The sequence below is a fragment of the Bradyrhizobium sp. WBOS07 genome, from assembly GCF_024585165.1.
GTDB classification, from domain to species: domain Bacteria; phylum Pseudomonadota; class Alphaproteobacteria; order Rhizobiales; family Xanthobacteraceae; genus Bradyrhizobium; species Bradyrhizobium japonicum_B.
The window spans coordinates 3,893,325-3,917,381 of sequence record NZ_CP029008.1 but is presented as its reverse complement, the minus strand read 5'-3'; the positions used below and the strand labels follow the sequence as shown (position 1 = coordinate 3,917,381).

Annotated in this window: 24 protein-coding genes; 11 read left to right on the top strand and 13 right to left on the bottom strand. The window is 63.3% G+C overall.

Translation table 11 applies throughout. The features are described 5' to 3' along the window. Window positions 1-26 precede the first annotated feature (26 nt). From DCM79_RS18740 to DCM79_RS18730, 3 genes are all read right to left on the bottom strand, one after another. A complete protein-coding gene (locus DCM79_RS18740) occupies window positions 27-1,403 on the bottom strand; it encodes a VWA domain-containing protein (RefSeq protein WP_257175760.1) in 1,377 nt (458 codons plus the stop codon). A 5-nt stretch (window positions 1,404-1,408) separates the two neighbouring features. Then, window positions 1,409-2,356 (bottom strand): MoxR family ATPase, encoded by a 948-nt coding sequence (locus DCM79_RS18735; protein ID WP_257175759.1) that lies wholly within the window; start codon window positions 2,354-2,356, stop codon window positions 1,409-1,411. A 147-nt stretch (window positions 2,357-2,503) separates the two neighbouring features. Beyond that, window positions 2,504-2,704: a hypothetical protein gene (locus DCM79_RS18730; RefSeq protein WP_194403530.1), complete on the bottom strand. Its 201-nt coding sequence runs from the start codon at window positions 2,702-2,704 to the stop codon at window positions 2,504-2,506. Between the two features lie 226 nt (window positions 2,705-2,930). On the opposite strand from DCM79_RS18730, the gene DCM79_RS18725 reads away from it, so the two are divergent. Continuing rightward, window positions 2,931-3,905: a quinone oxidoreductase gene (locus tag DCM79_RS18725; protein ID WP_126255621.1), complete on the top strand. Its 975-nt coding sequence runs from the start codon at window positions 2,931-2,933 to the stop codon at window positions 3,903-3,905. Between the two features lie 34 nt (window positions 3,906-3,939). Here the strand turns inward: DCM79_RS18725 and DCM79_RS18720 are convergent, their stop codons facing one another. Together DCM79_RS18720 and DCM79_RS18715 are read right to left on the bottom strand one after the other, a co-directional pair. Continuing rightward, window positions 3,940-4,215, bottom strand: a complete 276-nt coding sequence (locus tag DCM79_RS18720) for a hypothetical protein (RefSeq protein ID WP_028137738.1) — start codon at window positions 4,213-4,215, stop codon at window positions 3,940-3,942. A 99-nt stretch (window positions 4,216-4,314) separates the two neighbouring features. Further along, on the bottom strand, window positions 4,315-4,923 hold the full coding sequence (locus DCM79_RS18715; protein WP_028137737.1) for a S24 family peptidase: 609 nt from the start codon (window positions 4,921-4,923) through the stop codon (window positions 4,315-4,317). Between the two features lie 165 nt (window positions 4,924-5,088). Between DCM79_RS18715 and DCM79_RS18710 the strand changes: the two genes are divergently transcribed. Beyond that, on the top strand, window positions 5,089-5,619 hold the full coding sequence (locus DCM79_RS18710) for a GcrA family cell cycle regulator (protein WP_257175758.1): 531 nt from the start codon (window positions 5,089-5,091) through the stop codon (window positions 5,617-5,619). 42 nt (window positions 5,620-5,661) lie between these two features. Then, window positions 5,662-6,237 (top strand): hypothetical protein, encoded by a 576-nt coding sequence (locus tag DCM79_RS18705; RefSeq protein WP_257175757.1) that lies wholly within the window; start codon window positions 5,662-5,664, stop codon window positions 6,235-6,237. 14 nt (window positions 6,238-6,251) lie between these two features. On the opposite strand, the gene DCM79_RS18700 is transcribed toward DCM79_RS18705, so the two are convergent. Then, window positions 6,252-6,608 carry a hypothetical protein gene (locus DCM79_RS18700; RefSeq protein WP_257175756.1) on the bottom strand — a complete coding sequence of 119 codons (357 nt, stop codon included), beginning with the start codon at window positions 6,606-6,608 and terminating at the stop codon, window positions 6,252-6,254. Between the two features lie 635 nt (window positions 6,609-7,243). Between DCM79_RS18700 and DCM79_RS18695 the strand changes: the two genes are divergently transcribed. Next, window positions 7,244-7,429 carry a hypothetical protein gene (locus DCM79_RS18695; protein ID WP_028137733.1) on the top strand — a complete coding sequence of 62 codons (186 nt, stop codon included), beginning with the start codon at window positions 7,244-7,246 and terminating at the stop codon, window positions 7,427-7,429. Between the two features lie 222 nt (window positions 7,430-7,651). Next, the gene (locus DCM79_RS18690) at window positions 7,652-7,993 is read left to right on the top strand and encodes a phasin (RefSeq protein ID WP_028137732.1); all 342 of its coding nucleotides are present in this window, start codon (window positions 7,652-7,654) and stop codon (window positions 7,991-7,993) included. Between the two features lie 176 nt (window positions 7,994-8,169). Here the strand turns inward: DCM79_RS18690 and DCM79_RS18685 are convergent, their stop codons facing one another. The 3 genes from DCM79_RS18685 to DCM79_RS18675 form a co-directional block, all read right to left on the bottom strand. Further along, the gene (locus tag DCM79_RS18685; RefSeq protein WP_257180788.1) at window positions 8,170-8,487 is read right to left on the bottom strand and encodes a c-type cytochrome; all 318 of its coding nucleotides are present in this window, start codon (window positions 8,485-8,487) and stop codon (window positions 8,170-8,172) included. A gap of 282 nt (window positions 8,488-8,769) precedes the next feature. Next, complete coding sequence (locus tag DCM79_RS18680; RefSeq protein ID WP_257175755.1) at window positions 8,770-9,600, bottom strand: alpha/beta hydrolase; 831 nt, start codon at window positions 9,598-9,600, stop codon at window positions 8,770-8,772. A gap of 153 nt (window positions 9,601-9,753) precedes the next feature. Then, window positions 9,754-11,550 carry a ShlB/FhaC/HecB family hemolysin secretion/activation protein gene (locus DCM79_RS18675; protein ID WP_257175754.1) on the bottom strand — a complete coding sequence of 599 codons (1,797 nt, stop codon included), beginning with the start codon at window positions 11,548-11,550 and terminating at the stop codon, window positions 9,754-9,756. Window positions 11,551-11,680: 130 nt separating this feature from the next. Between DCM79_RS18675 and DCM79_RS18670 the strand changes: the two genes are divergently transcribed. Both DCM79_RS18670 and DCM79_RS18665 read left to right on the top strand, forming a co-directional pair. Next, window positions 11,681-12,940 carry a FecR family protein gene (locus DCM79_RS18670; protein WP_257175753.1) on the top strand — a complete coding sequence of 420 codons (1,260 nt, stop codon included), beginning with the start codon at window positions 11,681-11,683 and terminating at the stop codon, window positions 12,938-12,940. A 59-nt stretch (window positions 12,941-12,999) separates the two neighbouring features. Further along, a complete protein-coding gene (locus DCM79_RS18665; RefSeq protein ID WP_257175752.1) occupies window positions 13,000-15,741 on the top strand; it encodes an EAL domain-containing protein in 2,742 nt (913 codons plus the stop codon). Between the two features lie 33 nt (window positions 15,742-15,774). On the opposite strand, the gene DCM79_RS18660 is transcribed toward DCM79_RS18665, so the two are convergent. Next, entirely contained in the window at window positions 15,775-16,035 is a 261-nt protein-coding gene (locus DCM79_RS18660; protein ID WP_257175751.1) for a hypothetical protein, read from the bottom strand. 250 nt (window positions 16,036-16,285) lie between these two features. Here DCM79_RS18660 and rocF point away from each other — a divergent pair, with 250 nt between their 5' ends. Continuing rightward, window positions 16,286-17,263 (top strand): arginase, encoded by a 978-nt coding sequence (gene rocF, locus DCM79_RS18655; protein ID WP_257175750.1) that lies wholly within the window; start codon window positions 16,286-16,288, stop codon window positions 17,261-17,263. 120 nt (window positions 17,264-17,383) lie between these two features. Here rocF and DCM79_RS18650 read toward each other — a convergent pair whose 3' ends face one another. Then, the gene (locus DCM79_RS18650) at window positions 17,384-17,797 is read right to left on the bottom strand and encodes a response regulator (RefSeq protein ID WP_373568087.1); all 414 of its coding nucleotides are present in this window, start codon (window positions 17,795-17,797) and stop codon (window positions 17,384-17,386) included. A 306-nt stretch (window positions 17,798-18,103) separates the two neighbouring features. Between DCM79_RS18650 and DCM79_RS18645 the strand changes: the two genes are divergently transcribed. Continuing rightward, the gene (locus tag DCM79_RS18645) at window positions 18,104-18,442 is read left to right on the top strand and encodes a hypothetical protein (protein WP_257175748.1); all 339 of its coding nucleotides are present in this window, start codon (window positions 18,104-18,106) and stop codon (window positions 18,440-18,442) included. Window positions 18,443-18,513: 71 nt separating this feature from the next. On the opposite strand, the gene DCM79_RS18640 is transcribed toward DCM79_RS18645, so the two are convergent. Then, window positions 18,514-18,930 carry a hypothetical protein gene (locus DCM79_RS18640; protein ID WP_257175747.1) on the bottom strand — a complete coding sequence of 139 codons (417 nt, stop codon included), beginning with the start codon at window positions 18,928-18,930 and terminating at the stop codon, window positions 18,514-18,516. 231 nt (window positions 18,931-19,161) lie between these two features. Between DCM79_RS18640 and DCM79_RS18635 the strand changes: the two genes are divergently transcribed. Next, entirely contained in the window at window positions 19,162-19,371 is a 210-nt protein-coding gene (locus DCM79_RS18635; protein WP_257175746.1) for a hypothetical protein, read from the top strand. Window positions 19,372-19,748: 377 nt separating this feature from the next. On the opposite strand, the gene DCM79_RS18630 is transcribed toward DCM79_RS18635, so the two are convergent. Then, window positions 19,749-20,084, bottom strand: a complete 336-nt coding sequence (locus DCM79_RS18630) for a nuclear transport factor 2 family protein (protein WP_373568086.1) — start codon at window positions 20,082-20,084, stop codon at window positions 19,749-19,751. A 96-nt stretch (window positions 20,085-20,180) separates the two neighbouring features. On the opposite strand from DCM79_RS18630, the gene DCM79_RS18625 reads away from it, so the two are divergent. Then, a complete protein-coding gene (locus DCM79_RS18625) occupies window positions 20,181-24,014 on the top strand; it encodes a LuxR C-terminal-related transcriptional regulator (protein ID WP_257175745.1) in 3,834 nt (1,277 codons plus the stop codon). Window positions 24,015-24,057 lie beyond the last annotated feature (43 nt).

Sequence of the window (24,057 nt, the reverse complement as noted above, 5' to 3'; positions counted from 1 at the left end):
CCCACGAGGTTGGCTGCGCGCGGGATCTACTGATAAGTCGCCACGATGTCGGACACGGCGCGCTCGAGCTGCTGCGCGGTGGCGCATTGGCGCACCACGCTGCAGAAGGTCGCGTAGCGCGGCATCTCGGAATCGCCGAAGCCCCAGGCGAGCCGCCCTTCGGGATTGAGCCAGACCAGCCGCTTCGAACGTTCGGAGATGCGGCGCAGGATGTCGGCGCGCGGCTCGAGATTGTTGCTGCGGGCATCGCCGAGCACGATCACCGTGGTTTGCGGCGTCAGCGCGCTCATGAAGTCCTTCTCGAAATCGACCAGCGAAGAGCCGTAGTCGGACGAGCCGAAACCGACCTTGGACATGATCTCGGCCATTGCCTCTTCCGGCGATTTCGCCTCCAGGATGTCGCTGACCTCGATCAGATGCGAGGAGAAGGCAAAGGAACGGACGTCATCGACGACTTCGTGCAAGGAGTGGATCAGGAGCAGGAAGAAATCCGAGACCTGAGCGACCGAGCCGGAGACGTCGCAGAGCGCCACGATCTTCGGCCGGTCGCGATGCTTGCGCTTCCACGCCGTCAGGAATGGCACGCCGCCCCACGCCGCGTTGCGGCGCAGCGTGCGGCGGACGTCGAGATGGCCGCGGCGCTGGCGCTTGCGCGGCTTGGAATAGCGCTCGCGCAGCCGGCGCGCGATCTGGCGGATGAGGGCGCGCATCTCGGCGACCTGGCGCCGCTCGATGCGGGCAAGCGGCGCGTTGCGCAGGATCTCGTTGCGAAGATTTTCGGCTTCCTCGCGGGCATAGAGCGCGAGCCCCTGGGCGACCGTGTCGCGCACCGCCTCACGCAACGCATCGAGCGCGGCGCGCAGGCGCTCGGCCAGCGCGGGATTGGTCGCGGTCAGCTGGTCGAGATCGTCGCGCAGGCGCTGCAGGCCCATGGCGTCGAGGATGCGGCTGGAGAAGATGCCGCGCTGGGTGGAGTAGCGGATCTCAGACAGGGAGGCCGCACCGGAGGCGCTGGCGATGGCGGCTGCGATCGCGTTGCGGTCCTGCGACAGCAGCATCTGCGCAAGCGGGCCCAAACCCTCGGGAGGCTGCCCTTCGCCCGGCTCGCTGGCCGAGCTGGAAGCGGGCGACTGATCCATGTCCTGCGAGGCGTCGTCGTCGGTCGCCTCGGCCTGGTCCTGCCGCGGCTCCGGCTGGCTGAAGAACAGATCGAAACAATCCCCGAGCGCGAGCTTCTCGTCCTTCGACTTGGCGAGCGTCAGCAGCAACGCGTCGCGCAGCACGGCTCGGTCGGAGATGCCGACTTGCGCGACCGCGCGCATCGCATCGATGCTTTCGGCAGGCGAAACGTGAACGCCGACGCCCCGCGCTGCCCGAAAGAAACGATGGAGGTTCTCGCGCATCGGCGTCAACCGAAGACGTTGGACCGTGCCGCCTTGGCAATGAAGCTCGTCACCTGTGGCGATGCGGCCTCGATGTCGGCTTCGTATTTCAGGAGCACGTTGAGGGTGTCCTTGACGATATCGGTGTCGAGTTCGGCGGCCTGGAGCAGCACCAGGACGCGTGCCCAGTCGATGGTCTCGCTGACCGACGGCAGCTTCTTCAGATCCAGCGAGCGGATCTCGTGGATGAAGCCGACCATCTGCCGGCGCAGCGCCTGCGAGATGCCGGGCACGCGACTTTCGACGATGCGCTCCTCGAGCCGCTGCTCGGGAAAGCCGATATGCAGATGCAGGCAGCGCCGCTTCAAGGCGTCGCCGAGGTCTCGCTCGCTGTTGGAGGTGAGGATCACGGTCGGCGGCGTGATGGCCGAGACGGTGCCGAGCTCGGGGATCGTGACCTGGAAGTCGGACAGGATTTCCAGCAGCAGCGATTCAAATTCCGCGTCCGACTTGTCGATCTCGTCGATCAGGAGCACGCAGCCGCCCGGCTGCTCCAGCGCCTGGAGCAGGGGACGCGGCTCGACGAATTCCTTGGAGAAGAACACGTCGCCAAAATCGTGGAGCTGGGCGAGCGCGGCATGCAACGTCTGCGCACCGCCGAGGACTTCGCCGAGCTTGTCCTTGAGGATCTGCGTATACAGAAGCTGCTTGGCGTATTTCCACTCGTAGAGTGCCTTGGCCTCGTCGAGGCCTTCGTAGCATTGCAGGCGGATCATCTTCATGCCGCGCCAGGCGGCGATCGCCTTGGCAAGCTCGGTCTTGCCGACGCCCGCGGGGCCCTCGACCAGGATCGGCTTCTCGATCTGCTGCGACAAATAGACGGCGGTCGCGATCTGCCGGCTGGCGATATAGCCCTGCGCGGCAAGGCCGCTCTCCACTGCCTCGATCGAGGTCGAGGCCTTCTGATCAGCCACGAATGGGCGCTCCCAAGGTCTTGCTTGAGGCTTGTTCTGCCTGCGTTCCCGGCAAAGAACAAGCCTCGTTTGGGAGACATCAGACCCGCATCAGCGGCGTTTTTTCCGCTGAACGCAAATAGTTGCGCGGTCCGCCGTTCGCGGGATTCAGTGCCGCAGCACTTCCGGCTTGCGGATGGTCTGTCTGACCTCGGCGCCGCAATCGGCGCATTCATAGACAAAGTCGATCTTGGCAAGGCTCCAATGCGGCTCGACCTCGCGCACATACATCGGCAGGAACCCCATGCAGGTGGGGCAATTCACGGGCGCGATTTCGACGTCCTGATGATGCTGTACATAAGCTGGCATCTCGGCTCTCCTTCGCAGGCGACCACCAAACCCCGCGCAGAAGCTACTGCTGGTCGCTTCATGCGCGTCATCAACTTTTCCGAACGGAGGTCGAACGGCGGAGGTTTGTCGCTCGCTGTGACATTCTTGTGACGTGTCTGTACTGTAACGGGCAGACTGAATGCCTATTTCTGCGGCCAATCCGGCTTTCTCGGACCTTCACCCAACGATAAAGGGAGCAACGCCCATGACCCATGCCATTCGTTTTCACAAGACCGGCGGTCCGGAAGTCCTGGTCTGGGAGGAGGTCAGCGTCGGCAAGCCGGGGCCGGGCGAGGCGCGCATCCGCCACACTGCGGTCGGACTTAACTTCGTCGACATCTACAACCGTTCGGGCCTGTACCCGGCGCAACTCCCGAGCGGGCTCGGCAGCGAGGCGGCCGGAATCGTCGAGGAGGTCGGGCCCGGTGTCACCGATCTGAAGCCGGGCGATCGTGTCGCCTACGGCGCCTCGCCGCTCGGGGCCTATTCCGAGGCGCGGCTGATCCCTGCCGACCGTTTGCTGAAGCTGCCGGACGGCGTCGACGACAAGACCGCAGCGGCGATGATGCTTAAAGGGCTCACCACACAATATCTGATCCGGCAGACCTATCGGGTGAAGGCCGGCGACACAATCCTGCTGCACGCGGCGGCGGGCGGCGTCGGCCTGATCCTGAGCCAGTGGGCCAAGCACCTCGGCGCGACCGTGATCGGCACCGTCAGCAACGACGAGAAGGCCAAGCTCGCCAAGGCGCATGGCTGCGATCACGTCATCATTTACACCCGGGAGGACTTCGTGAAGCGGGTGGACGAGATCACGGGCGGCAAGAAGGTGCCGGTGGTCTATGATTCCGTCGGCAAGGACACGTTCCTGAAATCGTTGGATTGCCTCGCGCCGCTCGGCGTCGCCGCGCTGTTCGGCCAGTCCTCCGGCGCGGTCGAACCGCTCAATCTCGGCCTGCTGGCTCAGAAGGGCTCGCTCTACGTCACCCGCCCGACCCTGTTCACCTATGCCGCCAAGCGTGAAAACCTGGTTGCGATGGCCGGGGAGCTGTTCGACGTCGTCAAGTCCGGCGCGGTCAAGATCGAGGTGCACCAGACCTATCCGTTGAAGGATGCCGCCAAGGCGCATGCCGATCTCGCCGCGCGCAAGACGACGGGATCGACCGTCCTCACGGTTTGATCCACTCCGGGACGTTGGCGCAGGCTCTCCTGCGTCACGCCCGTTCGTGCTTGCGCAGATCGCGGGCGTGGTCGAGGCGGGCTGCCTGGAGGTCGACCTCTTCCGGTGGAATCTGGGGCAGGGTCGCCTCCGTCAGGATGGCCTCGGTGACGTCCTCGACCGAGTTCTCCGCGATCTCGTGGATGAACGAGACATTCTGGTATTCGCCAGAGGCGATGCGGGAGACGACCTCGCGCCTGGTGATTTCGGGATCAACGACCGCTTCGCGGCCGCGCCGCCCATAATCGATCATCACGACGAAATATTGCATGAAAATGATCCTGCCGCGCTCCCGTCACCGGAAACGCGGCAGAGTATTTCCGAAAAACGGAATCAAGTCAAGTATTGTTTCTGAAAAACGGAATTTGGGTCACTTGCTCTTCTTGCGCGGCCGCGCCGACTTGGCGCGCAGCCGCTCGAGCTGGCCTTTGGGCATCGACAGGCAGATTTCCCCGACCCAGTCGAGCTTGACGCCGACGATCGGCTTGGCATTGAAGCTGGTGAGATTGACGACGGACGGACTCTTCCCCCGCTCGATGGTCTTCAGATAGCGCTCGCCGGTCTTGAGCCGGACCACGGCCTCCTCGCCGTAGAAGCTCGACAGCGGATGGCGCTGATCCTTGTAGACCACGATCACGTCGCCGCTCTCGTATTTGGGCAGCATCGAATCGCCCACGATTTCGAATGCGACGGTTTCTTCCATGATCGGGAAGGGCAACGTGATGTCGCCTAGCCCCTCCGGCGGAACCTGCTCATAATCCGGCTCGATCACGGCGCCGGCGCCGACCCGGCCCATGATCGGCGCGAGATTGAGCTCGAGATATTCCATGATCGGAATGATCTCCGAAGCCTTCACCAGACGTTCGCCGCCGAGGATCTCCGAGACCGCGCCGGGGCGCACGCCCATGGCCGCCGCCAGGCCGCCCTTGCTCTTGCCCGTCTTCTCCAGGCCCCGCTCGATCATTGCAACGTCCAACATGGTGATTCCCTCGATTGCGCACCGTCCTGGCTCTTGTAATCCGAAATTCGGAATTGATGCAATTATGAATATCAGAATTATTGCTTGACTTGCGCTTCGGAATACCGGAATGTGTGTTTCGCCTCCCGGTCGCTCGACGAGGGAAGCGCATCACAGGACAGCATCATGGAACCGGGCCATTGGCCGTCGGAGCATTCCGACGCGCTTCGCGACTATTTTCGCAAGGGCATGTCTTATGCGGAGATCGGAAGACAGATTAATGCAAGATTTGGAACGGCTTATACCCGCAATGCGGTGATCGGCCGCGCCAAGCGGCTCGGGCTCGTCATCCCGGAATGGATAACGAGCCCGTCGATCGCGCCATATTTGCCGGGCGAGGCTCCGGTTTCGCCGCGCCGCGCGGTGTTACCGAACCTGAACGTGCCGCCGAAGTCCGCAATGAAGCCGGCGGCGCCGGTGAAGTTGCGCTGCGTCGGCGTTCAGCCGCGCCTGCTTCAGCTGGTCGAGCTCGAGCCGGCCGATTGCCGCTATCCCTATGGCGGCGACAAGGACGGGGAGGAAATCGCCTTCTGCGGTCATCCCTGCCGGCCGGGCTCCAGCTATTGCGCGCCGCACGCGCGCCTGACGTGCCGCTCCGGTGCGGCGTCCGCCCGCGCCCCCGGTCCCGTCGTGCTGAGGCTGGTCTCCGATGCCTGAGCTCCCATCCGTTCCGTCGTCAATTTCGCAAGGAGTATCCGAGTGGCTCGTGTCCGACGCAACAAGTCCTACAAATTAGCCAAGATCCACGATCGGCGGTCCCGCGAGGTGCCGTTCAATGCCGAAGTGGCGGAGGTCGAGATCGACAATCCGCTGGCGCTCGATTCCGGTGAGAAGATCCTGGCCATCCGGTCGATCCGTGGCGACCCGCTGGGGCGGCTGCACGCACATCACCAGATCGACGAGGCGCAATACCGCGGCGGGCGTGCCTTCCAGAACGATTGGGAGAGGGCGGAGCGGGGGCCTCAGGCGGTGGACCCGACCCGGGAATATGTCGACGGCACGCGCACGCGCGACCCCATCACCGAGAGCCAGCGCCAGGCGGTGTTGCGGTTGAATCGGGTCGAGCGCGAGCTTGGCACCGACGGCGCGGCGCTGGTGCACGACGTGCTGATCCTGGGCCTGACCATGGATCAGATCGGCGCGCGTCGCGCCGTCCGGACGCAGCGCTGGAACGATTATTTTGCGCGGCGCTTTCGCGAATGTCTGGACCGACTGGCGCTGATCTACGGCTTTGCGACGGAAACGAGCGCCCGACGGGCAGAGCGGCGCGGGTGAAGACGGTCGGTCGCTTATGGGTGCGGTACGATCCGATAAGGCGTCGTGTACGGCTCGACGCGCAGCGAGGCATTGGCCAGAAGCCCGATCTTGGCGGTCGGCGCCTGCTGCAATTCGCCGTTCGGGCCACGATGCACGTTGTACTGCCATACCGTGAGGTCACCCTTCTGCGCGAGCGCGTGCGCAACCGCGCTCGCATCATTGCCGCCGAGCCCCTGGAGCTCCTCTGTCGATAACCCGACCACGATTTCGTCCTTGACGGTGATGATCTTGAACAGGTTCATCTTGGTCTCCTGCGCCCATGCGCCTTGTATCGAGAGGGTGAAAAGCGCGACCGCGGCGCCCTTGATGAGATCGCAGCGAGAAATCATGCCGTCGTCCTTGGTGTTGAGGCGCGCCCGAATCGAAGAGTTCAGCCATGGCGCCCGTAATCTGCGTGGCCGTGTCGCAACGGCTTGGTCGCTCGCATATGGCTAATGGTTCATGGGCGAGACCTGCGGACCGACGATGCGACATCCATGTCGAGATCGGGACGCTGAGATCAGCTTCCGAGGTTGATGTTCATTTGTCGCCGATACAACCGCTGGGGCCAGACTCAACAATTACGTGTATGCGCCGAGAAGCGCACGTATGCAGCCAATGTGCATTCATGTCGGAAACAGGCCGAAACGCTGTGCCAATTGACAGCGGTCAGGACTGTGTGACGTGATGGATGCCGCTTCTTGACGCAGGTGGGTGACGGCAACCGATATTCCTGTTATCCGGAATTGCCGCGCTGCGATGCAGACGAAGCATCTCTGCGCTCGCTGTCGGACTTGCCGGACGGGTTGTTCCCTGACATAGTTGCAACCAAGTGGTTGAGTGTTGTTGGGGCATGTCGTTCAGCATGCCGGCTGGCCGGGGCCACCCGGCCGACAGTTTGTCGCCATAGGTCCTATTGTGGCGTCTTGCTGCGGCGTTCGGTCTCGCGTAGATCACGAAGGCTGACGCTTGTCATAGGTGCGAGATGAAGAACCTTAATTTCGCGGCTGAATTGCACCTCAAGCTCGGCGCGCCCGCAAGCGGCACGGTCGAAAGTCTGCGCCTGCTCCGCGCGTTCCTGAAGCTCGCACCGCGACAGCGTTTCGAGGTGATCAAGCTGGTCGAAGATCTCGCCACCGAAGAAGCCCTTCCCGAGCGCCCGTTGTCCTGAGTCCGGCCTCGTGCCGTCACTTCCTGCCCTAAAGCGCGATGAGATTCGGGCGAATCGTCATAGCGCCTCAGGCTTTTTGCGCATGATCTTTCCGGAGAGCCGCTGCGCACTTTTCCGGATCATGCCCTAGCCGGGCCCCCGGCGAGGTTTCCCCGAGGCTGGCCGCTGGAAGGCGATCCGGCAAGTGTGGTATTCAGTCGGGAAAGCGGGAGGAGTGCGACCATGATCGAACCGAAGCTGGAAGTTCCGGCCGAACTGCGCGACCTGGCCGAGAAGACGATTGATCAAGCCGAAAAAGCGTTCGGCATGTTTTTCGAAGCCGCCAGCAAGTCAATGTCGTCCGTTCCGGGCGCGGGGACGGAGGTGTCGAAGCAGGCGTTGAATTTCACTGAGCAGAATATGAAGTCGGCCTTCGAGCATGCGCGCAAGCTGGTTCATGCCAATGACCTTCAGGAAGCGATGCGAATCCAGTCCGATTTCCTGCGCAGCCAGTTCACCAGTGCTGGAGATCACATGCGCCAGATGACCGGCAGTCTTATGCAATCGGGCAAGGACAAGTCCTGATTCTCGATCTGCGCGCAGTCTGCCCACAAATTGAACTTGCGTGGCGCGGCGATCCGCTTTTCGATGCGGGCGCAGATCCATGACGGGCCACCGAATGACCTTGTTCGCCGTCCGTCATCTCTTCTGCTGATCCCTGTCGGTCCTCCGGCAGGGATCTTTATTTTCCGGATCATGCATTAGCGCAGCGATGCGATGTATGCCGCGATGTCGCCCGCTTCGGTCCGGCTCAAGGGAAAATTCGGCATCTTCGGGTGGGGATCGAGCAGGAAGAAGGCGAGCCTCTCCGGACTGAAGCCCGGCCTGCGCGCGATAGAGGCAAAGGAGGGGACGTCGGCGCTCGCCTGGGCCTGGCCGTTCGCGACGATATGGCAGCTTGCGCACCAGCGCTTGGCGAGGTCGGCACCGTGATCGGCATCGGCTGCGAGCGCGGGCGACGTGCCAACGCTCGAGGTTACGGCAAGCGTCAGGCAGATTCGTCTCAAATGCTGGTGCATCGGGTAGCCTTCTTGCATTCCGTCGGCCAAGCCTATCCGCAGCACGATCCCGGAAATTGCGAGAGATCAATGCGGGCGATGATCGACCGCAGCAGCTTGCGGACCGAACGATAGAGATGCCGTACGCCTGCCGGCATTCTCGCCGCCGGCAGGCTCAGGCTTGCATCGAGCCCCTTCGTATCAAGACTTTCGACGGAATGCGACACCTGTCTCTCCGAGGCCATATGGCTTTTCTATCCTGCCGTCTCGGAGCCGCCTTGATCTGCCGCAAAGCGTTCCCGGCTAATAGTCACCCGGATTCATGATCATCGGACTTTTCGTATCGGCTGGCGCGAGCGCGCTGCTGGCGCTGTCACGCAGGAAGCGGTCGAGCGTTTCCTGGATCTTCTGCTTGACCGAGTTGGGGCCGCGATCGCTCATGTCCGTGTGCTGTGCGCCGGTGTGCACGATGTCGATGCCGTGCGCCTTGGCTTCTTCCGGCGTCGGCAGCACGCCGGGATCGGTCACAAAATGCGGGTCCTTCGACCGGAACGACAGGATCTTCATGCCGTCGCTCGTCACGAAAGGCACCCGCAGATTGTCGAGCGTGATCACCTTCGACACCAGTTCCGGGTGCTGATGGGCGACATACATGGAGACATCGCCGCCGTTCGAGTGGCCGACGAGGGTGATGTGGTCGTAATCGACGTTCTCCTGCTGCCTCTTCAGCTTATCCAGGACGAAGAGAATGTTGGCCTCGCAGCGGATATAGACCTCACGCCGGCCGACATATTGCTGACCGGCATGGGTCATCAGCGGCGGGTCAGTCGGCAGGTCCTGCTGGATGCTGGCAACCAGATAGCCGCGCGCGGCGAGCACATTGGCGAGGAAGGAATATTCGGTGGCCTTGACGGTGTTGCCGTTACTGATGATGGCGAGCGGGAGTTTCCAAAGGCCGAGATTGGCCTTGGTCTCGTAGTCGCGCCGCACCGCCAGTTCGACCGCGATCGGTCGCTGCCGCGAGGCGTCGAACAGCTCCAAAGTCTCATGGCGGATCGCGAACCGGCTGACGACGAAATATTCCCCGACGCCGAGGACGCAGAGAAACGCCAGGATTGCAAACACCCTCTTCATGGCTTCGTCTCAAATCACGTTCGGCTGAATATGGTCATCGGGAACTCTCCGATCGAGCGATCGTGAGCAGGTTACGGGATTAAATCTTGGCAACTCTGTGAGCAAGGCCGCAATGGCCGGATGCCGGGTCCAGTGGCGCAAACGACCGGCTGGTCAGATACACCCCGACCTGCCGCGTTCGGGACAGAGCCGAAATGCGCTCGACAGTGTAAACAGGAAGCGGGGGCTGCGGCGTTCATTGTCCGGCGCCCGGTAGCTCAACGGCACGGCCACGCCGAGATCGGCCTGGAAATCGTTTGGCAGGAAGAAGCGCACACCGGCTCCGGCCGATGTCAGCGATAGGCCTTCACTCAAACGGTAGCCGTCGTTCCAGACGGCGCCAGCGTCGCCAAAGGCATAGAGCTGATAGCCGGTCCAGTAGCGGAAATCGAGCTTCTGATCGAAGCGCAGCTCAAGTGAGCCGGCGAGGCCATTGTCGCCGCTAATTTCGGCTGCGCCGTAACCCCTGCCGAAGGCCGCACCGCCGAGATAGAACTGCTGCGAGGTGAACAGCGGCCGCGACGCTGTCTGGCTCGCTGCCGCGAGCTTGAGCGACCAGGCATCGTTGAGCGTCTGGTAGCGCGTGAACCAGAGGTTCAGCACCGAGAAGTTCGATGAGGCGCCGTCGCGCGACAACAGATCGTCGTCGAAATGCGAGGCACCGAAGACGTCGAGGCCCTGGCGGTAGATCAGCGTCGCGAAACTGGTGCCGCCGAAGCGGTCCTGCAGCCTGTAGTCGGCGGTCAGGCTCGCGGTCCTGATGTGGTCGTTGTACCAGGGGCCGTAAAGGTCATGCTCGGACACATTGCTGAAGTTCGTCGCCGCAGTCAGCGTGAGCGTGGAGGATTGCGACTGTAGCGGAACGATGCTGGCGCGCAGCTCGAAGGCCTCGGTCGTCGTGATGTCGCTGTCGAGGCGGCGGGCATCGCCTGGCCGGACCGCGCTGTAGAGCACGGAAGCGCCGAGACGTACGCCATCGACGCCGACGGGCGCGTCATAGGACAGCCGTGCGAAGCCGAGCTGGCGAGGATCGTTGGCAATGGTCGACAGGTTGACGGCCAGCGTGTCTCCGGGCGTGAGGTAGGAGTTGAACGCGCCGGTGGCGTAGGTCTGCCACGGGCCCACCGAGGATGATCCTAGATTGTCCAGGCCGAACGAGGAGAAGACGTGCCAAGTCTTCAAATAGACGGTGAGACGGAAGCGTCCGGACCCGCTGCCGATCTCCTCCAGCGCGCTGTCGGTGATCCGAACGCCCGGCCTGGCGTTGATGAGGAAGAGCTGGCGCTCGAGCGTCGGGAGCCGCGACGGCTGCTCGGCGAGAACCGGCCCGAGCATCGGCCTGACGCCGAACTGCTCGGCGCCGTCGCCTTTCAGCTCGACCTGCACGATGGCGCCTTCGATCACCTGGATCCGGAGCCGGCCGTCGGCAATGTCCTGCGGCGGCACGATCGCCCGGCTGAGATGGAAGCCGTCGGCGCGGTAGAGCTCGCTGATCGCGCCGGCGATCCCGGCGAGATCCGCCTGCGAGACCCTCTTGCCGAGATACGGCTGATAGACGGCGGCAATACGGTCGCTGGAAACCGCGTGGGCGCCGCTGATGCTAACGCCGCGCAGGACGAATTGCGGCTTGGCATCGCCGCGGGTATCGGGTTGGCCAACCGTCGGCAGGCTGACCGGCGGGCGGTTCAGTTTTTCCCGTTCGGTTTGGTTTTCAAAGTATTTCTCCGGCTGGCGCGGATCGAAGCCCGGCTGGTTCGCCTGTTGTGCGAACGCTTGGGGAGCTCCGGCAAAAAACGGGACCAGCAAGGCTATTGCGGTAACGAGATGCCGCATTCCGGCGCGCGCGGCGAAACTTTCCCCGTAGTTTGACGGAGGAATTGCCGCGGGACGGGAGGGGGTCGTTAGCCTCATGATTTTTCATAGTTTTTTAAGGTCAATGATTGGTTAATGTCACAGCTCCACTGGCCGCTTCCTGCTAATCCTCTCTTGAGTGATTTCGGATACCCCTCAGATCTGGCTGTAACGCAGACTAAGGATCGTCATGCTCGGCAGAATTGGAATGCGGTGCGCCCTCGTGGCGCTGGCTCTTGGAACGGCTTCCGGCGCATTCGCCGCGGACGACGGCGTCTGGTCGATCAGCAAGGCCACCGGTGAAGTGTGGGTCGCGACCGACGGCGCGCAACAGGTCGCTCTGAGCCGGGACGAGACGCTCAAGCCCGGCAATACCATCCGCACCGGCCGCAATGGCCGGGTGCTGCTAGTCCGCGGCGAGGAAACGATCCTGATCTCTCCGAACTCGGTGGTCGGCTTGCCGGCCGAGAAGAAGGAGGGACTCTCGACCACCATCATCCAGCAGGCGGGTTCGATCCTGCTCGAGGTCGAGAAGCGCAACGTCAAGCATTTCGAGGTCGAGACGCCCTATCTCGCCGCCGTGGTCAAGGGAACCCAGTTCAGCGTCACGGTGGAGGCGGGTAGCACCAAGGTCGGCGTGCTCCGCGGCCAGGTCGAGGTCTCCGACTTCAGGACGGGGCAGATTGCCCAGGTCATGCCGGGACAAGCGGCTACGGTGTTCGAGCAGGGCAAACCCGGACTTAGTTTGAGCGGCGCAGGAAAGTTGAGTCCGATCGAGCAGGGCAAGCCGCGCGCCCCGACGATCGAGCGCGTCCCGGTGCCGAGATCGGGACTGACGGCGCCACGCAATGCCGCGGCCGGTCATTCCATCCATGCGCTCGGTCCGATCGACAAGGGCAGCAAGGCGGCCGGTGCACCCAAGGCATCGGGCCAGGCGGCCGCGGGGCATGCCCCCAAGGCGGGAGTCGTGCGCATCTCGACCGCGCTGGGAGAGGTCAAGCTGAACGTCCACAAGGCGACGCGCGGCCTCGCCCACGGCGGCGTTCCGCCAGGGCAGGCGCGTAACGCGAATGCCAGGGCGGACAGTCAGACGGTCTGGAACGATGGCAAGACCAGCCCGGCCGCATCCAACGGCGCGGCAGCTGGCGGTGGCGCCAGTGCGAACGCCACGATCGCCGCAACGACAGCCGGGGCATCCAGCGATGCCCCGCGCGCCAAGAACGGAGACGCCGGGGGCAACGGCAATTCCGGTAACAACAACGGCAATGGCGGCAACAACGGCAATAACGGCAACGGCAATAGCGGAAACAACGGCAACAACGGCAATAGCGGCAACAACGGTAACGGCGGCAGCGGCCATGCCAACAACGGCGCCACCGGCAACGGCAGGGGCAACAACGGGAATGGCGGCGGCAATGGCGGCAATGGCCACGCCTACGGCAGACGCTGAGGCGATTTCCTAGGGGATGAGGGGCGTGCCCGCAGAAGCGGGGACGGGGGAGGACTGGAGTGAAACGCTATCGGCCGCATATCCTCGTGGTGATCGCGCTTGCGATCGTGCTGTCCACGGGGTGGCATGGCTCACTTCGCAATGCGCTCACTGATCTGCGGTTCGCCTGGCAGTCGCGAGACGCCAGCGGCAAGGTCGTGGTGGTGGCCATCGACGCACCATCCATCGATCAGATCGGCGTGTGGCCCTGGCCGCGCCGGCTTCACGCGGACCTATTGAGGAGGCTCGAGGCGGCGGGCTCGGGAGACATCGCGTTCGATGTCGATTTCAGCACGCCGTCGGATCCGGCCTCCGACGAGGCTTTCGTCAAGGCCCTTCGCGATGCCGGCGGCTCGACGATCCTGCCGTCCTTCAAGCAGCCGACGCCGAACGGCGGCGCGGCCCACGTCAATCGTCCCCTGAAGCCGTTCAGCAACCAGTCGTGGCCGGCGGTCGTGAACGTCGCAGTCGAATCCGACGGGCGTGTTCGCCGCTACCCGGTCGCCGAGAAGCTCGGGGATGAGTTGCTGCCCTCGATGGCGGTCGTGCTGGCCGGCCAGGACGCCAACCGGCGGCCGCCCTTCCTGATCGATTTCAGCATTCGTACGGCCTCCATTCCGACCGTCTCCTTCATCGACGTGCTGCGCGGCGATCCTGCTGCGCTCGACAAAGTGAGAGGCAAGAAGGTCATCGTCGGGGCCACCGCGCTCGAGCTTGGCGACCGCTTCAGCGTTCCCAACGGCAAGATCGTCTCGGGGCCTGTGCTCCAGGCACTGGCCGCGGAATCCATCCTTCAGGGCCGAATGCTGCGCTGGACCTCGGATGTCGGCATGATCCTGGGCTTGGGTGTGATCTGCCTGCTGATGATGTATTCGTGGCGGCGCTTCGGGCCGGGGATTCGCGTCGCAGCACTGGTCGCTTCCGGGGCAGCTATGGGACTGGCCGCGGTCCTCGTGCAGGCAAGATGGCCCCTCGTCATCGACACATCGCTATTTCATATCGCGATCGTCGCCTATCTGACCGCGATCGCGCTGGATGAAATCGATTTCCGTGGGCTGCTGGGGCGCATCGCCGAGAGCCGCTTTCACCGCATCGCGATGTCGCTTGGCGACGGCCTCGTCTGCACCGACGAGGATCACCGGATCACGGTCTGGAATCCCGGCGCGAGCGCGATCTTTGGCTACTCGCCGGCCGAGATGATCGGCCGCCCGTTCGAAACGCTGTGCGCTGTGCCGGTGGACGGCGATGCAAGATCGTCCATGCATGACGCCGCGCGCCAGGCGCTCCTGGTTCCAGGTGGGGCGGTCGTGGTCGAGTTCGAGGGCCGGCGCAAGAATGGTGAGACTTTCTCCGTCGAGGCGAGCTTCTCGGGTTGGCAGGGAACGGACGGCTTTCAATACGGCGCGATCCTGCGCGATATCTCGGTCCGCAAGCGTGAAGCTGAACGTATTCAATATCTGGCCGAACATGACGTGCTGACGGGTCTTGCCAACCGGAACATGCTGCACACGGGCCTCACCGACCTGATCGCTGCGGCGAAACGGCGGTCGTCCGGCGTCGCTCTGCTCGTGCTCGGGCTCGACGGCTTCCAAGAGATCAATGACATGCTCGGGCACTCGTCGGGCGATCTCGTGCTGCGCGCGGTCGCCGAGCGGCTCCGCATCGAAGTCGACGGCAAGGCGACCATCGCCCGGCTCAGCGGCGACGAATTCGCCATTGCGCTCGATTGCGCCGATATCGGCGAACCGGTCTCGACCTTCGCCGAGCGCATCGCGCAGGCCTTTGAACCCCCCCTCGCGGCCGGCACCCGGCAGCACCGCATCAGGATCAGCGGAGGCGTCGCCGTCTATCCGGAAGGCGGGCAAACGGCCGACGATCTCCTGAGCAACGCCCATCTCGCGCTAAGCCGCGCCAAGGCGACGCGGCGCGGCGGCCATGTCCTGTTCGAAGCCGCAATCAGGCAGGAGCTGGAGAACCGGTTGACGCTGGAGAGTGAGCTGGCGCTTGCTGCCGATCGCGGCGAGTTCGAGCTGTTCTATCAGCCGCAGGTTCGCCTGATCGACGGCAGCCTGGTCGGAGCCGAGGCGCTCATTCGTTGGCGCCATCCGGTGCGCGGCTACGTCTCGCCGGCCGAATTCATGCCGGTGGTCAACACCTCGGCCCTGTCCGAGCGGATTGCCAACTGGGTGATGGAGACGGCCTGCCGTCAGGCGCGAGCCTGGGAATTGTCCGGCAACAACGTGCGCGTCGCCATCAACCTCTCGCCCTCGCAACTCCAGTCCGGCGATCTCGCGCATTCGGTCGCGGCACTGCTCAAGACGACCGGGCTGACGTCGTCGCTTCTCGAAATCGAAGTCACCGAAGACATCCTGCTCCATGACGAGCGCCGCGTGCTGGCCATGTTCAAGCGGATTCAGGACCTCGGCGTCCGGGTTCTGTTCGATGATTTCGGCACCGGTTACGCGAGCCTGAGCTATCTGAAGAAGTTTCCGCTCGACGGGCTCAAGATCGACCGGTCGTTCGTATTTGGCCTGCTTACCAATTCCGACGATGCAGCGATCGTCGGCTCGACCATCGGTCTCAGCAAGCAGCTCGGCCTCACGGTCGTGGCTGAAGGCATCGAGAACCGCGCCACTGCCGACTTCCTGGTCAGCCTGGGATGCGAGGAAGGGCAGGGCTACTTCTTCGGCCGTCCGATGCCCGCCGAGGCGTTCGAGAGGCAATTTCTGACGGCAGAGCTCGACGCAGTCACCGCTGCCTGAGCAGGACGGTCTGGCCGAGCAGGCGGCTCGGTTCTACCGCCGCCGCGCGACCGCGACGCCAAAGAGGAAAGCGACGAACAGGCTGGCAAGCGGCGCTTCGCGCGTGATCGCTGCGACCGTCGCGAGGGCTCCGCCGGGCTTGCGCGATTCCTCGATGCTCGAAGTGAAACGGTCGACGGCCGCGTGCAGGCCGCCCGCGACTTCACCGATCGTGCGGGAGACATCCGCTGCCGTATCGATGGCACGCTCGGCCATGCCGGGTTGGGACGTGGATTGCGGTATCTCCGTGCTCAAGTGCGCGACCTCCAAACCTGATGGCGGAGGCCGGCACCTTTGGCTATCCGCGCGAGCGCTTGTTTTGAACAGCGGGTCTGACGACCTTTGGCTATCCGCGACAGGCGCCGTCATTAACGGCGGGTGCCGGCCTTGGATGGGCAATGCAGCGTCAGGGCTTTTGTTCCTGTCCTAAGGCAAATGCCTCCGTGAAACGACGGATGCGAATCTCTGTTAGGCTGGCGCGACCTTGTTGGATCAGGAGGCGGCCGTGACCGATCGGACCATGACGGATCGAGCCCGGCGCATCGCCTTGCTCGGCGCGCCCATCGATATGGGCGCATCGCAGCGCGGCACATTGATGGGGCCTGCGGCGCTGCGTACCGCGGGCCTTGCGACGCTGCTCGAAAGCCTGGATTTCGAGGTCGTCGACTACGGCGATCTTTCCGCCAGCGAAGTCCGGGACCTCACCGACAGGCCGCCGGAAAGAGCCAACCACTACCGCGAGATCCAGCGCTGGACACGCGCCCTGAGCCGCAAAGGCCATCAGATCGCGAAGACCGGTGCGCTGCCGATCTTCCTGGGCGGCGATCACACGCTGTCGATGGGATCGGTCAATGCCATGGCGCGTCATTGGCAGGAGCGCGGCCGGGAGCTGTTCGTGCTCTGGCTCGATGCCCATGCCGATTACAACACGCCGGAGACGACGCTCACCGCGAACATGCACGGCATGTCGGCCGCGTTCCTGTGCGGCGAACCCGGCCTCGACGGCCTGCTCGGCGACGATCCTCGCGCGTCGATCCATCCAGACCGGCTCGACCTGTTCGGCGCGCGCTCGATCGACAAGCTGGAGAAGGAGCTGATGCGAGCACGCCGGATCAGGGTCGTCGACATGCGCCAGATCGACGAGTTCGGCGTCGCGGTGTTGATCCGGCGCGTCATCGATCGGGTCAAGGCGAGCAACGGGGTGCTGCATGTCAGCTTCGACGTCGATTTCCTCGATCCCTGCGTGGCGCCGGGCGTCGGCACCACGGTGCCGGGTGGTGCGACCTATCGCGAAGCACACCTGATCATGGAGCTATTGCACGATTCCGGCGCGGTCGGATCGGTCGACATCGTCGAGCTCAATCCTTTCCTGGATGAACGCGGCCGGACGGCGCGCACGGCCGTCGAGCTCATCGGCAGCCTGTTCGGCCAGCAGATCACCGACCGGCCGACGCCGAGCAACGCGATTGCTCCGGGCGAGTGAAGCGTCGGCGATGGTGACGATGAGCTTCAATCTGCCAGATAGATCCCAGCTTGTCGCTTGGCGGTATCAGGGCTTCATCGTCGACGAGGAGAACTGAAGCAGTTACGGATTGCGGAAACCTCAGGCGGAACCCGTTTGCTGCGAGCCCGCGTTCAAGAGCTGCGATACAGCGGCAACGACTTGCGCGGGCGCAAATGGCTTTTGCAACAGGATGCTGTTCGGCACCCCTAGTACGGGCCATTGATCGGCAGCGCCGCCCGTCATGTAAACCACCGGAAAATTCGGATCGATCTCCCGGGCCGCTCTTGCGACCTCCCAGCCATCGAGGCGTCCGAGAAGATTGACGTCCGTGACAAGCGCCCGGTACGGCCTGAGACGACCCTTCAGCAGTGTACTGGCTTCCTCGCCCGTCTTCACTGTTGCGATCTCGAAGCCTCCTTCGGTCAAGGCATCTTCAACGATAGCCTGGATCATATCGTCGTCTTCGATAACAAGAATGATCGGACGTTCGGTCACGGCACCAGTCCCCGTCATCTTCCCCGTGTGTTACAAAGTGTACACAGCCCCATTTGTTCCCCAGCGGAACAAATCACGTGAATTCAGGGATGGAGTGGTCAAGCATTCCGTCTGGAATTCCGCCAGCACTGGAACATTCCGGCAATTGCCAAGTTTTCCCGATGCCCTTCCCCAAGGGTGACCCCGGTGGCCCCAGCTCCAACGCCCCCCACGATCCCCGCGAGCTGGGGCCCTTTTTTGATCGAGACCGGGCGTCGACGCAGCCCGTAACTTTGCCGACGCATCACCGTTCCCGGTGTGCAGGCGCGAGCGTAGGCGGACACTATGAAATGGATGCTTGTGGTCCTCGTCGGTGGCGTCGCGCCCGTCAATACCGATCTCGTATTCGACAAGTTCAGCGACTGCCTGTCCGCCGAGGCGCAAATGCGACAGCACTACTCTGACGCGTTCGATGCCTGGGACCGGGTCGCCGCGGCAAGAATCGACCGGCGTAGCGATTACAGGAAAGCCCGCGAACGCGAGGCGAAAAGACTGCTCAGCAATGTCGGGACCTGCGTGCCCCATGGCGGGGGAGAGTCTGTTACGCCGGCGGAGCCGCCCAAGCCTCCCGCTACACCTTCGCAGCAACCTGCTGCGCCGCCGCAGCCGGCGCCGCGACCCTAGCGAGCCGCGCACCTCATCGAAAAGGCCGCGCTCATTGCGAGCGCGGCCGCGGTCGGGACCACGCGCAGCGCTTAGTGGTGATGATGATGCCAACGGTGCCGTACCACGGGATATGATCCGGGGTAATAGGCGTAGGCGGGGCGCACGACGCGGCGATAGCGATAGCCGTAGGAAACGGGCTGGGTGTAATAGGTGGTCGTGGTGTACCCGCCGCCCCAGCGATACGGTGCATCGTACCCATAGTCGTAGGCGTACGGGCCGCCATAATAGCCAGCGCGATAATAGCCCGGACCGTAGCCGTAATAGCCATAGCCGGGGCCCCATCCATACGCCGAGGAGGCAAGCCCGCCGATCACGGCACCTGCGACAAGGCCGCCGGCAAGTCCCGGTCCCCAGCCCCGCCAATGGGCTTCAGCTGGAGACGTCGCAGCGATTGAGCTTACACCAAGAGCGCCGGCCATCAGGGCCGACATTGCGATCTTCTTCATCGAGATACCCTTTCACATCGCATTGCTTCCGCCCCGTAAGACAACGGGAAAAGTAGGCAATGGTTGCGAGATGAAAGAACGTCCTTACGCCAGTTCTGAAAGCTGGAGCATGACCTGCAACCGTCCCAGGCGATGTCATCGGTCGACTAAAGATGGTTGGGAAAAAATGGAAACATCGGGGAGTGACTTGAGTTGACACCGATGGATTCGGTGTCCTGGAGAGCAAGCATCGTGGACGACGCCGTGGTGAAGAACGCCGCCGAAACCGCCTGGACGGTGTACCGGGCGCGGCATCCCGACGTCGATGCATGCGATGGTCGGCGCAGCCTGCTGGAACGCCACTTGTTGCTCAGGAGAAGGCAAGAGCGCGCGAGCGATGCCGAAGGACTCGTCGGTTTCGGGATAGCCTACCTGGACCGGCTTCCCAGCGACGAATGTTGACGAGCATGAAAATGCTCGTCGCGCGCCTAGCCCGCGGAAGCACTAGGCCGAGTTGGACGCTGCTGGCGATTTCGTCTCTCATCTCGGCGGTCATCGTGATCGCCTTGCGCATCGTCGTCGGGAGTTAGTCGCGGAGACATTTGGAGCGCAGGCTTACGGTGCCAGCTGCGCCGCCGTACAGCCCGATAGCACCGCAGGGCCTTCGCATAAGGCGCTTGGAATGAGCTGCGCGCGCCTCATCCTTCGAGACGCCCGCCTGCGGCCCGCTCTCAGGAGGGACCGCCAGCGAAGCGCGCCTCGACGGATGGCTGCGGGCAAGATCTCTCCCATATGCGACAGCCCTGGATCGCGCCGACAGTCCCGGATCGCGCCAAAGGCTAGGGGGAGGGACTGCAGTCCAGCACCTTGATCCTTCCGGCGGCGTCAAACGCCAAAATCGCGCTCATCACACCTGTGCTGGTGGCGTAAGAGATCACGGTTCTATCGTCGGAAGGATTGAGATCGTCCAACCTGCCCGCCGGATATTTTCGGAGGCGATCGATCCAATAGGCACGGAGTGCCTCGCGGCCAGTGATGGTTTGGGCGCCGCAGCAACCGCAGTGCACCACTGCATCATCGGCATGGAGATCCAAGAGCGCTTCAATATCGCCCGCGCGATAGGCATCAAGCCAATCAACAGCAATGCCCATCGGGTCGAAGGAGAGACTTTTCACCAGTTACCATCCAAATATTTTAGGCTGCGGGAACCCGCCAAGCCTCTTTTTTCAATCGATTAATTGTATTTTAATGCCCCACCCGGCCACGGCCATATGCTGAAGGACATAGAGGACCGGGCCGAGGCAAAGTCGATGTTGGACACGTCCGCCAAGCAGGGGATCCTCAAACCCATCCGGCTTGTGCTTGTTGATCGGCAACCAATCGTCCTGCAGGGACTGAAGTCGGTCCTCGGGACGCAGCAGGACTTCGATGTTGTCGCGTCCGCCAGCGACGGGGCAGGCTGCCTCGAGGCCATCCGGACTTTGTCGCCTGACGTCGCGCTCATTGCCGACACCCTGACCGACCTGACGGCATCCGACATTCTTGCGATCTCGAAGGCCGAGAAGCTCTCCACGCGCCTGGTGTTCTTTACCGAATCCGACGCCGACCACGATCTGACCGCAGCGATTGCCGCGGGCGCCTGCAGCGCAATCTCGAAATATGCCGCTCCCGGCGCCATGCTGCGATCGCTGCGGCTGATGGCGAAGAGCGGCGTGTCGCTGGAGCAGACCGATCTCGTGCCCACCGGCCCGGACGATGACGGCGGCGGCAAGCTCGAAAAGATGCTGGAGCGATTGACGAGCCGGGAACGTCAGATCGTCCGACTGGTCGCGGAAGGGATGTCGAACAAGGAGATCGCGCGCCGGCTCGACGTTTCCCAGGGGACGGTCAAGGTCCACTTGCACAACATCTTCCAAAAACTGGAGATCACCAACAGAACGGTGCTTGCGACCATCTCATGGTTGCAACGCACCTCCGGCTTCAGCGCGCTCGCACTGGCCTTCCTGGCATTCGCGATTGCGGACGAACTCAAGGCGTCGGAAGCCGAGGACAATTTTCCGCATGACGATGGCCCCGGTCGGAGCGACGAACACGCCGGCTTTGAGGTCTGGAAAAAAGCCATCCTCGCGCATCTCATCATCTCGACATCCAGAGAAGCGACTGCTCTCACCGAGAGGGACTTGCTGGCCAAGGCAAGCCAGACCACGAACCCGAGCGCGGCAATGGAAGCGCTGCGCGCGGCGGAGCAGCTGCTTGGCTCGCAAGTCCCTGGCTTGAACGCGTTAAAGCAGGGCGGCGCTGCTGGATCGAACACGCCGAGCCTTGATGCGCTTTTGCCGCGGGAATCCCACGACGCTTCAAGCGGAGGTGTCCTTCGGGTGGAAGATCACCTTCCGCGGCTTGCTTTCCAACCGACGCCGATCCCCGGAGGCTATGGCACCTTCGCCGCTGTTGCCGGCGCGTTGATCTACGCCATGAGCGACCACCATCTCGCCGCGCAGGCACATGAGTTGGATCACACATCGATCGACAGCCTCCTGGACGGCGTTGGCGAGGCCGCGACGACCAAGCTCGCCGCGATCACGCATGTCGACGCCAATCAGCCAGCGAGCTTGCATCCAGCGAACTCAACTTCGGATATCCTTGCGCACGATTTTGGCCGGGCTGCCGGCTTTGTGACCGGAAGCATTGACGTCCCGCAACAGGACGTTCGGGGGCAGGCTGGCCCGGATGCCGCGAGCGACAGCGGCCAGAAAATTGACGGCGTGTTCGATCTTGGTCCTGCTTCCGGTTCCGGCGGAGATGGTCTCGATCAATTGCCGGATGGCAAAGTCGAGAACGTCGTTCATCGCAGTGCGGGCGATACCAAATCCGGCTCTTCCGATTCCGTCCTGGATTCCGCCTCAGGACCGAACAGGATCAATCTTGCGGCTTTCGGGGCGCTCGCTTGTCTGCATTTGACGGCCGCGGTCAAATCGATTCCGCCACATACCCTCGCCTGGATCTACGATCCCGCAACCAATCAAACGATCGTCTACGTGAATCCGACTGATCGTGTGCTTGATGTCGGGGATCGCGCGCTGCTGGAAGTTCATCTGCAGGGAATTGTATCCGTCGCAAATGCGGATGTCGTTCATCCCACCGATGGCGCAGCTGTCGCCGTCACCCTAGAGCAGCTCGAACAGGCGCTGATATCGGCGGCCGCCATCGATGAGACTGATCCGAGTGAGAGCCGGGACCACGCGAGCGAGAGTTCGCCCGGGACAGCCCACGTTTGGAGCGCTTCGGCCGATGACGGCTTGAGCTTCCAGTTCGCACACTTTCGGTCGGGCTCCGGGACGTCGGCCAAGTCGGGCACCTTCGCACGCGACTCGGCGGATACGACCGAGGGAAGTGCCGATGCCTCCAGTGTCTCGTCCTACGGATCATCAACCGCGCCCGCTCATGGTGCGTCGCCTCCGGCAACCGAAAATCTCAGTTCAAAGAGTGCTCCGGCTAGTCCGAACAGCGGCGCTCCATGGAGCGCGCAGAATGAGATCGTCCCGCCTGGCCTCTCGACGGCTGATAGTGCAAGCCATGGCAATTCTGCGCACGCTTCAAACCAGGGACAGGGAAAGAACGCGGCCGCGGGCGAGGCTGAGACGGAGTCCAAACCCGGTAACGCTGACCACGACAGTGAGCAGCATTCCCAGGCTCCGGACAGTCCGCCAGGGCTAGCGAAAAAGGCAGAGGCCGGCGGCGCCGATCACGGCGAGTCGGGCTACTCGGGCAAAGCAGTGGACCCAGGCGAGAGCGACCCAAATGCCGGCAACGCCGAGCACGGTCACGCGTCGCATGATTTGAAGTCTGGGCCTGTCAAGGCGGCGAACGTGGAGGAGGCCGAAGCCAATTCCAAGCCGGACCATGGCGTCGGCCATGACAAGGAGCATCATTCCCAGGCTGCAGACAATCCGCCAGGGCAAGCAGAGGCCGGCAGCGCCGGCCACGGCAATTCGGACCACTCCGCCAAAGTAGCGGAAGCTGGCGAGAGCGACTCAAATGCCGGGAATGCCGAGCACGGTCACGCGCCGCACGCTGGTAAGCCTCTGCCTGCGAAGGCGACGGACGTCGAGATGGCCGAAGCCAATTCCAAGCCGGACCATGGCGTCGGCCATGTCAACGAGCATCATGCCCAGGCTGCGGACAATCCGCCAGGGCAAGCGAAAAAGACAGAGTCCGGCGGCACCGACCACAGCAACTCGGGCCACTCGGCCAAAGCAGCGGAAACTGGCGAGAGTGACCCAAATACCGGCAACACCGAGCACAGTCACGCGCCGCATGATTTGAAGTCTGGGCCTGCCAACGCTGCGAACGTGGAGATGGCCGAAGCCGAGTCCAAACCGGACCAGGGCGTCGGCCATGACAAGGAGCATCATTCCCAGGCTGCGGACAATCCGCCAGGGCAAGCGAAAAAGGCGGAGGCCGGCGGCGCCGACCACAGCAATTCGGGCCACTCGGCCAAAGTAGCGGAAGCCGGCGAGAGCGACTCAAATGCCGGGAATGCCGAGCACGATCACGCGCCGCACGCTGGTAAGCCTCTGCCTGCGAATGTGGAGATGGCCGAAGCCGAGTCCACACCGGATCACGGCGCCAGCCATGATGAGCATCCATCCCACACTTCCGACCCGGCATCTCCGACAGGGAAGACAGCAGACCCGACGGCTTCGGAGCACGGCAAGCCGCCGCACGATTCGCCTTCGGCCTCACCGAACGCAGGCACGGCCGAGCCGAGCGTCGTAAAAGGGGACATCGCCGCGGGCGGAAGCCCACACCAGCCTCCGCAATCTCCTGCACCTGAAGCCCAGCCGGGAAAATCTGGATCCGCAAGCAGCGGCTCGGATCGTGACCTGGTGTTTCGCTTCGATAGCGGGACAGCTCCTTCCACATTCGCCCCGGCCGTCGAACTCAGAGAACATGGTGTTGGCCACGTGACGCCCGGTGAGAAAGACTCCCCCCAGATGATCACCGAAATCGTTGCCGGCGCGCTGGACGAGCACGCAGCCCATCACGGCGTGAACGGTCCGCATCACGGCATGGGACCCGCGACCCATGATTGGTTGATCTGAAGCGCGGCGCCCTCATTGCGCGGACAGGAACGTGATGGCGCGG